This window comes from Oscillospiraceae bacterium (assembly GCA_035353335.1).
In the GTDB taxonomy this organism is placed as follows: Bacteria; Bacillota; Clostridia; order Oscillospirales; family JAKOTC01; genus DAOPZJ01.
On the sequence record DAOPZJ010000081.1, the window covers coordinates 1 to 8,054 of the forward strand.

Sequence of the window (8,054 nt, forward strand, 5' to 3'; positions counted from 1 at the left end):
CCGACGGCTTTGATCGCATCGGGGATGGCGACGCTGGTGTGGGTGTAGGCGGCGGGATTGATGATCAGGCCGTCATAAATCAGATAGGCGGCTTGAATGCGGTCGACGATTGCACCCTCGTGGTTGGACTGGTAGAAGTCGACCGAGATATCTTTTTCGGCGCAATAATTTTTGACCAATGCTTCAAGGTCGGACAGCGTCTGTTTTCCGTAGATTTCCGGCTCGCGCACGCCGAGCAGGTTCAGATTCGGGCCGTTGATGACCAGCAGTTTCATATGAATGTTCCTTTCGCATTTTTAAAACAGAATCCCACCACCGCTGCGGCGGTTCCCCTCCCTTTAACAAGGGAGGCAAGGGAGTTATAATGACAGATCAGCTTTGATTTGGGCTGCGGTTTGGGCGAGGTCGGCGGTTTTGTAGGTGTAATCGCTCCATGCCTGATAAAGCGGGAGGCGCTCGGCGTAAAGCTGTTTGACGCCGGTTGCCAGCGAAAGCGGGCGGCCTGCGGTATCGAGTTTCGACAGGTCGGTGTCCAAAAAGACGCAGACGCTGTTTTGGCGGATCAGACCGAAATTTTCGGGCGTTTTGACGATGCCTCCGCCCACCGCGATGATCAGGCCGCTCTCTTTGCTGACTTCTCGCAAGGCTTCGGTTTCAAGTTTTCGAAAATACGGTTCGCCGTACTTTACAAAAATCTCGGGAATCTCCATGCCCGCTTTTTCGCGGATGAGGTCATCGGTGTCGGCGACCCTGCGACCGGTCAATTTGGACAGAAGGTTGGCGGCGGTGGTCTTGCCGCAGCCGGGCATGCCGATCAAAACGATATTCAGGGTTTGTCGGCGGATTTCGTCGGTGATGGTCCCGACAAGAGTTTTGGGCAGAGATTTGGCTAAAAACAATTCGCCTGCGCGAACCCCCTGCGCAACCAGCATCGAGAGGCCGTTGCGGGCGGGAATGCCTAAGGACTCGGCCTGTAAAAGCAATGCGGTCTTGGCGGGGTTATAGATCAAATCAAGCACGAGGCGGCAATTTTCAAACAGCGAAAGATCGGCGGGGGAATCGCCGTTGTTCGGGTACATGCCGACCGGCGAGGTGTTGACGATCAGTTCGGCGTCGGGATGACGGGCAAGGGTTTCGGGAGTATTTTCTTTGTGCGTGATCACGGTGAACGGGATTTCACAGTCGGAAAGCACCTTCTGCACTGTCTGAGACGAGCCGCCGTTTCCGAGCACCAGCGCCTTTTTACCCTTGAGAATTTCAGCGTCTTTGCCGAGTTGATAGACAAAGCCGTCGTAATCGGTGTTGTCGCCGTACCAGCCGCCGCCCCGAAGCCGCAGCATGGTATTGACGCTGCCGATGGCCTTGGCGCGTTCCGAAATCTCCTTACAAAGCGGAATGACGGCCTTTTTATAAGGGATCGTCACATTGAATGCCGCTAGGTCGGTGGTCTGTACAAAATCGGCCACATTATCGGGTTCGAGCGGATAGAGTTTATATTCGTAATCGCCGATTCGGCTGTGAATCGCGGGGGAATAGCTGTGGACAAGAGTTTTCCCGATCAGACCGAACCGCATTTAAATCACCTCGGTATAACTGCCCAAATATTTTAGTTTGGCGACCGCGCCCGTCAGGTCGTCGAAGATGCGTAAAAACTCATCGGAATAGACCGAGACGTCGAGGTCAAAATAGAACATAAATTCAAAATCGGTGTTGGCGAGCGGACGGCTTTCCAGCTTGATCAGGTTGATGCCGAGGGCGTTGAAGCGCGCTAAAATGCGGTAAAGAGAGCCCTTGCTGTTCGGCAGGACCATCATCATACTGCTTCGGTTCGCGCCGGGATAAATTTCAAGTTTTTTGGAGATGCAGATAAAACGGGTGTAATTATTGCCCTGATCCTGCACCGATTCGCGCAGGCAGGAAAGCCCGTAAAGTTCGGCGCAGCTGCGGGAAGAGAGCGCCGCGATGTCGCTGCGTCCCGATTCGCGCACGAGTTTGGAGGCCGCCGCCGTATTGGCGCAGGGGGTCACTTTGACATTTTTCAGGTCTTTTAAAAAGTTCTGGCACTGGGCGATGGCCTGTTCCATGGTGACGATTTCGCGGATGTCGGAGAGTCCGGTGCCCTTGTTGACGAGCAGACAGTGGTCGATTTTGATGCGGCTGCTGCGCACGATGTAGCAATTGCGCTCCATCATCAGGTCATAAATGCGGTTGACCGAACCGGCGGTGCTGTTTTCGAGCGGCAGAATTCCGTACTCACAAAGCCCCTGCTCGACCGCGCCGAATACGCCGTCGAAGGTGCTGAAGTACATGATGCTGCCCGATGGGAAAATGCGGTCGGCTGCCAGCTGCGAATAAGCCCCCTCGACCCCCTGACATGCCACGAGGGGTCTCACCGGAAACTGCGCGGGGGTGTCGGCGATGGCCTTTTTGATCTGTTCCTTGATCGGGGATTCGCCCTCGACGATGCGGTTTTGCGCCGAGCGGCTGAGGTCTAAAATCACCGAAAACAGCGCGTCGGTGACCGGTGCCAGGTCAGGTCCGGCTTGTTTTGCCAGATCAGCCAACTTTTGGCGCTCGCGCTCGGAGTCGAGAACGGGCAGGTTGTTTTCGGCCTTATAGCGCCCTATTTCCTTGACGATGTCCATGCGTTTCGCCATCAGACTGACGATTTCGGAGTCGATTTCGTCGAGCGCAGTTCTTTTATCCCTGAGTTCCATTTTTATCACCTCAATGTATATTCATAAGAGCGTCGAAAACGGCCAGTGCGGCGGCAGCTTCGATCACAGGAACGGCGCGCGGGACGATGCAGGGGTCGTGGCGGCCTTTTATTTGCAGTTCTTTTTCGGTATGCGCCGATAAACTGACGGTTTGCTGTGGGATCGCGATGGAGGGGGTCGGTTTGATCGCCGCGCGGAAAACGAGCGGCATGCCCGTGGTGATCCCGCCCAAAATCCCGCCGTGGTTGTTGGTTTTAGTGCGGATCTGTTCGTCATCGATCATGAACGGGTCATTATTTTCACTGCCGCGCAAAGAAGCGCTCTCAAAGCCGTTTCCGAACTCGATGCCCCTGACGGCGGGAATGCCGAACACGATGGAGGAGATGCGGTTTTCCATGCCGTCGAACATCGGGTCCCCGAGGCCTGCGGACAGCCCGACGACGGCGCATTCGATGATGCCGCCGACCGAGTCTCCGGCTTTTTTCGCGTCCAGAATCACCTGCTCCATGGCTTCTCCGGCTTTGGGGTCGTTCACGATCAATGGGGTTTGGATAAGCTTATCAAAATCGGACTTCGAAACGGTCACAGGATCAAACTTTTTGTCGGATATTCCCGCGATGCTCTGAATGTGCGCGCCGATAAAAATCCCGCGTTCGACTAAAATTTGCAAACAAATGCCCCCTGCGGCACAGAGCGGCGCGGTGAGCCGACCGGAAAAATGGCCGCCGCCCGAATTATCCTGAAAACCGCGGAATTTGACCTCGGCGGTATAATCGGCGTGGCCGGGGCGGGGCGCGTCTTTGAATTCGGCATAATCGGCGGGGCGGGTGTTATGATTACGGATCAGAATGCAAATCGGAGCGCCGCAGGTCACGCCGTCGACTAAACCCGACACGAATTCCGGGGTGTCGGCCTCCGAGCGGGAGGTCGAGAGCGCGCTTTGACCGGGCGCGCGGCGGGCCATAAAAGCACAGAGCGCCGCTTGGTCGACGCGAAATCCGGCGGGCAGCCCGTCGATGACCACGCCGACGGTCTCCGAATGCGACTGGCCGAAGATCGAAATGCGGATATTTTGACCCCAGCAGGAACTCATATAAATCAATCCTTTCGTTGGTGTAGGGAACGGTCTTGACCGTTCCTTAACACCGCTAAAGCGGTGTTGTAAAATTTTAATCGTTAATAATTCTTTTCGTCCGCGCGGTGACGCGCGAACTCGGAACGGTCAAGACCGTTCCCTACAGATTCCGTTTAATCTAGAAAAATCGTTGAAAAATTCCGGGTAGGACTTATCGACATTTTGGGCGTTGGTGACGGTGACCGGGTTTTTGCAAATCGTCGAAGCGATGGCTGCCGCCATCACGATGCGGTGGTCTTGATATGCGTCGTAGGTGCCGCCGGTGAGTATGCCGCTTCCGGTGATGGTCATGGTGTTTTCGTCGGCTGCGGCGTTGCCGCCGAGGGCGTTGATCAGGCCGCAGACCGTTGCGACGCGGTCGCTCTCTTTGAGTCGCAGGCGGCTGATGTTTTGAATCACGGTCGTGCCGGTTGCAGCCGCAGCGACGACGGCGAGCGCGGGTACGAGATCGGGAACGTCGGCGGCGTCGATGGTGATGCCGCGCAGATTGCCTTTGCGGACGGTGACGGCGTTTTCGGTTTGGGTGACGGCTGCGCCGAACTGCCGCAGGATGTCACAAACGGCTTTGTCGCCCTGACCAGAATTGAGGTTTAGCCCCGTGACGGTGATTTCGCCGGAACATGCCCCGGCGGCGTTTGCCGCCGATGCACAAAGCCAAAACGCGGAATTCGACCAATCGCCCTCGGGGACGGGGGCGTTAACGGCGTGATAATGCTGATTGCCTTGGACGAAATAACCGGTTGCGGTCGGGGTGACTTTGATTGAAAACGCGGTCAACGCGTCGAGGGTCATTTGAATATAGCCGACCGATTGGGTCTGTCCGGTGACGATGATCTCACTGTCGCCGGATAATAACGGCAGAGCGAACAGCAAACCGCTGATGAACTGGGAGGAGACGTCGCCGGGGATTTCGTATCTGCCGGGGGTGAGGGTTCCCGAGACAATGGGGTTCGCCGTGCCCTTGCCCGTGATCATTATGCCGTGGGTTTCGAGGGTGTTCCAAAGCGCGTCCATCGGGCGCTGCGGCAGTTTTGCCGAGAGCTGAAAAGTCGCAGTTTTGCGGAGCGCGCCGACAAGCGGAACGAGAAAACGGTATAAAGAGCCGCTTTCGCCGCAGTCGAGCGTGACCTTTTTGGCGGATGATTTAATGGGCCGGATTAATAACTCATCATTGATATACTCCACTTTTGCGCCGAGGGCATTGAGACAGCGGACGGTGGCTTCGATGTCCTGCGAGAGCATGGAGCAGGGCAGGCGGATTTCGGTGTCACTTAACGCCGCGCAGATCAACAGTCGGTGCAGATGAGATTTGGAGGGGATGGCCGCGACGGTACCGCTTAAAAGCGCGGGTGTAATCGTCATGTTCATAAGGTACCCTCCAAACCGAGGTGTAAAAATTTGCGCACTTCTGCGATGGGCAATTTCATCAAATCGCACCGGCCGGGTTTGCGGGGAACGACGAGGGTCAGTTGATCGGAAAGCCGCTTTTTATCGGTCAATACGGTATCAAATAATTCGTCCTCGGAAAAAGAAGTCGAGAACGGGAGGTTATAACGGGTGAGAAGGGTTTTTAAAATCACGAGGCAATCGGGGTCGCAGAGGCCTTTTTGGACTGCGGCTTTGGTCATGAGCGTCATGCCGATTGCGACCGCGCTGCCGTGCGGGATCGTAAAATCGCTGCGCTGTTCGACCGCGTGGCCGAAAGTATGGCCGAAGTTTAAAAGCTGGCGCTCTCCGGTGTCGCGCTCGTCGGCGCAGACCACGTCGCGCTTAATTTCGACGCAGCGGGTGATGACGGCCCCGGTGTCGAAAGGATCGGATAAAAGACGATCGAAAACAGAGGCATCGCGGATGAAGCCGTATTTGATGACCTCCGCGCAGCCGTTGGAAAATTCGCTTTGGGGCAGCGTTTGAAGTGTGTCTGTATCGCAGATGACCAGATCGGGCTGATAAAACGCGCCGATAAGGTTTTTGCCGGTTTTGAGGTCAATCGCGGTTTTGCCGCCGACCGAAGAATCGACCGCCGCAAGCAGGGTGGTCGGAAGCTGCACCAACCCGATGCCGCGCATAAACAGGACGGCGGCAAGGCCCGCGAGGTCGCCGACAACCCCGCCGCCGAGGGCAAAAACGGTATCGGCGCGGGTCAGGCGGCACTCGGCCATAAAATTTAATACATTGATTAGGATTTCGGCGTTTTTGCTCTGCTCTCCGGCGGGAATCGCGGTTTCGAAAACCTTGTAACCGGCGGCTTTCAGAGATTTGGTGAGCGTTTCTGAATAAAGTTTATCGACCGTACTGTCGGTGACAATCACGGCGTTGGCGGGGGTGTGCACGCTCGCGGCGAGTTCGCCCGCTTTGGCGAGCAGACCGGAGCCGATTTTGACCTCATAGGTCTTGGAGGGCGGGTTGACAAGCACCGTATTCATTTTCCGTCGACCTCCTCTTTGCGTTTTCTGCCGTCGTCGAGCAGTTTGCGCAGGGCGGCTTTGTCGTTGGCGGTGATCGCATTGCGGTATTCGGTCAGCGATGCGATGATAGTGTCGAGTTCATGCACAAGGTTATCGCCGTTTTCGAGGAAAAGCTCCGCCCACATGTCGGGGTTGAGCCAAGCGACGCGGGTCAAATCCTGATATGAGCCCGCTGAAAAGCCCCGGTGTTCGAGCGCGGTCGGGCTTTTGATATAGGCGTTCGAGACCACGTGCGCCAGCTGTGAGGTGAACGCGATGATGCGGTCGTGTTTTTCGGCGGTGATCACGGAGACCGAGCCGAAACCCGCGGGCAGAATGAGCTGTTTGATGCGCTCGAGTAAATTGATGTCGTCGAACACGCGGGGTACGACGACAAAACAGGCGTTTTTAAAAAGGTCGGCGCGGCTGCTTTTAAAACCCCACTGGTGGGTGCCCGCCATCGGGTGGCCGCCCGCATATTCAAAACCGTACTGCTTTGCCAGTTCGAATCCGGCGGCGCAGATATTGCGCTTGGTGCCGCAGCAGTCGATGACAAGCGCGGTTTTGGGGATGTGCATGGCATTTTCACGCAGCCAGTTTGCGGCGCTTTCGGGGGAGATGGCGATTAAAATGCCGTCGCAGATATTCATCGTCTCGGGCGTTAAAAAGCCGTCGATTGCGCCGGAGATGCGGGCGAATTCCTGCGTCGAGAGGCCGGCGTCCGTGCCCAAAACCATGATATTGGCGGCTTTGTATGCCTTTGCAAGCGAACCGCCGATCAGGCCGAGGCCTACGATTCCGATTGTCGTGACCGCAGTCATATGAGCGCCTCCCTGACTTTTTGAATTTTAGCGGCCATACGTTCAAACTGTTCGGGGGTGACCGACTGCGCGCCGTCGCTGAGGGCGTGTTCGGGGTCGTTGTGGACTTCGATCATCAAGCCGTCTGCGCCCGCCGCCGTCGCCGCCATCGCCATGGGTTCGACGAAACGGGAGATTCCGATGGCGTGGCTCGGGTCGACCACGACCGGCAGATGGGTCATCTCGTGCAGCACCGCGACCGCAGAAAGATCCAGCGTGTTGCGGGTGTAGGTCTCAAAGGTGCGGATGCCGCGTTCGCATAAAATCACATTTTCGTTGCCGCCCGCCATGATATATTCGGCGCTCATCAGCAGTTCTTTGAGGGTGTTGGCGAGGCCGCGTTTGAGCAAAATCGGCTTTTGGGTCTGCCCGAGGGCTTTTAACAAATCGAAGTTTTGCATGTTGCGCGCGCCGACTTGGATCAAATCCACCTGCTCGAACAGCGCGAGGTCGTTGATGTTCATGATCTCGGAGACGATGGGCAGGCCGGTCTCTTTCTTGGCTTCAAGCAGCAGTTCCAGCCCCTCGGCGTGCAGCCCCTGAAAATCATACGGTGAGGTGCGGGGCTTGAACGCGCCGCCGCGCAGCATCGACGCGCCCGACTTTTTCACGCTTCCTGCGATTTCGAGAATCTGATCCGGTGTCTCGACCGAACAGGGGCCGGCGATGATTTGAAAATTACCGCCGCCGATTTTGACACCGGAGACGTCGACCACGGAGGGTTCCACATGGAACTTTCGATTGGCCTTTTTATACGGCTCGGTGATGCGCTTGACGCTTTCGATGATCGAAAGCCCCTCGAGCAGGTTGATGTCGACCTTGCTGGTGTCGCCGATCAGACCGATGATGGTGTGATATTCGCCCTCGGAGACATAGGTCGAAAGGCCCATGCCCT

The 8,054-nt window shown here is 56.5% G+C and carries 8 protein-coding genes; all 8 read right to left on the bottom strand.

Going from position 1 to position 8,054, the window contains the following annotated elements; genetic code table 11:
* The coding region (locus PKH29_11965) for a type II 3-dehydroquinate dehydratase (GenBank protein HNX15553.1) at positions 1 to 275 on the bottom strand (275 nt) is incomplete at its 3' end.
* An 84-nt stretch (positions 276 to 359) separates the two neighbouring features.
* Positions 360 to 1,574 (bottom strand): shikimate kinase, encoded by a 1,215-nt coding sequence (locus PKH29_11970; protein ID HNX15554.1) that lies wholly within the window; start codon positions 1,572 to 1,574, stop codon positions 360 to 362.
* Positions 1,575 to 2,717, bottom strand: coding sequence for a prephenate dehydratase domain-containing protein (locus PKH29_11975; GenBank protein ID HNX15555.1), 1,143 nt, complete (start codon positions 2,715 to 2,717; stop codon positions 1,575 to 1,577).
* A 10-nt stretch (positions 2,718 to 2,727) separates the two neighbouring features.
* Positions 2,728 to 3,810, bottom strand: coding sequence for a chorismate synthase (gene aroC, locus PKH29_11980; protein ID HNX15556.1), 1,083 nt, complete (start codon positions 3,808 to 3,810; stop codon positions 2,728 to 2,730).
* 129 nt (positions 3,811 to 3,939) lie between these two features.
* Complete coding sequence (aroA, locus tag PKH29_11985) at positions 3,940 to 5,220, bottom strand: 3-phosphoshikimate 1-carboxyvinyltransferase (protein ID HNX15557.1); 1,281 nt, start codon at positions 5,218 to 5,220, stop codon at positions 3,940 to 3,942.
* Positions 5,217 to 6,278, bottom strand: coding sequence for a 3-dehydroquinate synthase (aroB, locus tag PKH29_11990; GenBank protein HNX15558.1), 1,062 nt, complete (start codon positions 6,276 to 6,278; stop codon positions 5,217 to 5,219). The genes aroA and aroB overlap by 4 nt, the downstream gene beginning before the upstream one ends.
* Positions 6,275 to 7,120 carry a prephenate dehydrogenase gene (locus PKH29_11995; protein ID HNX15559.1) on the bottom strand — a complete coding sequence of 282 codons (846 nt, stop codon included), beginning with the start codon at positions 7,118 to 7,120 and terminating at the stop codon, positions 6,275 to 6,277. The genes aroB and PKH29_11995 overlap by 4 nt, the downstream gene beginning before the upstream one ends.
* The coding region (gene aroF / locus PKH29_12000; GenBank protein HNX15560.1) for a 3-deoxy-7-phosphoheptulonate synthase at positions 7,117 to 8,054 on the bottom strand (938 nt) is incomplete at its 5' end. The genes PKH29_11995 and aroF, both read right to left, overlap by 4 nt.

Bases quoted from the DNA above. Each gene is read 5' to 3' on its own strand.
- PKH29_11970 (HNX15554.1), bottom strand. From the start codon at position 1,574: ATGCGGTTCGGTCTGATCGGGAAAACTCTTGTCCACAGCTATTCCCCC.
- aroA (HNX15557.1), bottom strand. From the start codon at position 5,220: ATGAACATGACGATTACACCCGCGCTTTTAAGCGGTACCGTCGCGGCC.
- PKH29_11975 (HNX15555.1), bottom strand. From the start codon at position 2,717: ATGGAACTCAGGGATAAAAGAACTGCGCTCGACGAAATCGACTCCGAA.
- aroC (HNX15556.1), bottom strand. From the start codon at position 3,810: ATGAGTTCCTGCTGGGGTCAAAATATCCGCATTTCGATCTTCGGCCAG.
- aroB (HNX15558.1), bottom strand. From the start codon at position 6,278: ATGAATACGGTGCTTGTCAACCCGCCCTCCAAGACCTATGAGGTCAAA.
- PKH29_11995 (HNX15559.1), bottom strand. From the start codon at position 7,120: ATGACTGCGGTCACGACAATCGGAATCGTAGGCCTCGGCCTGATCGGC.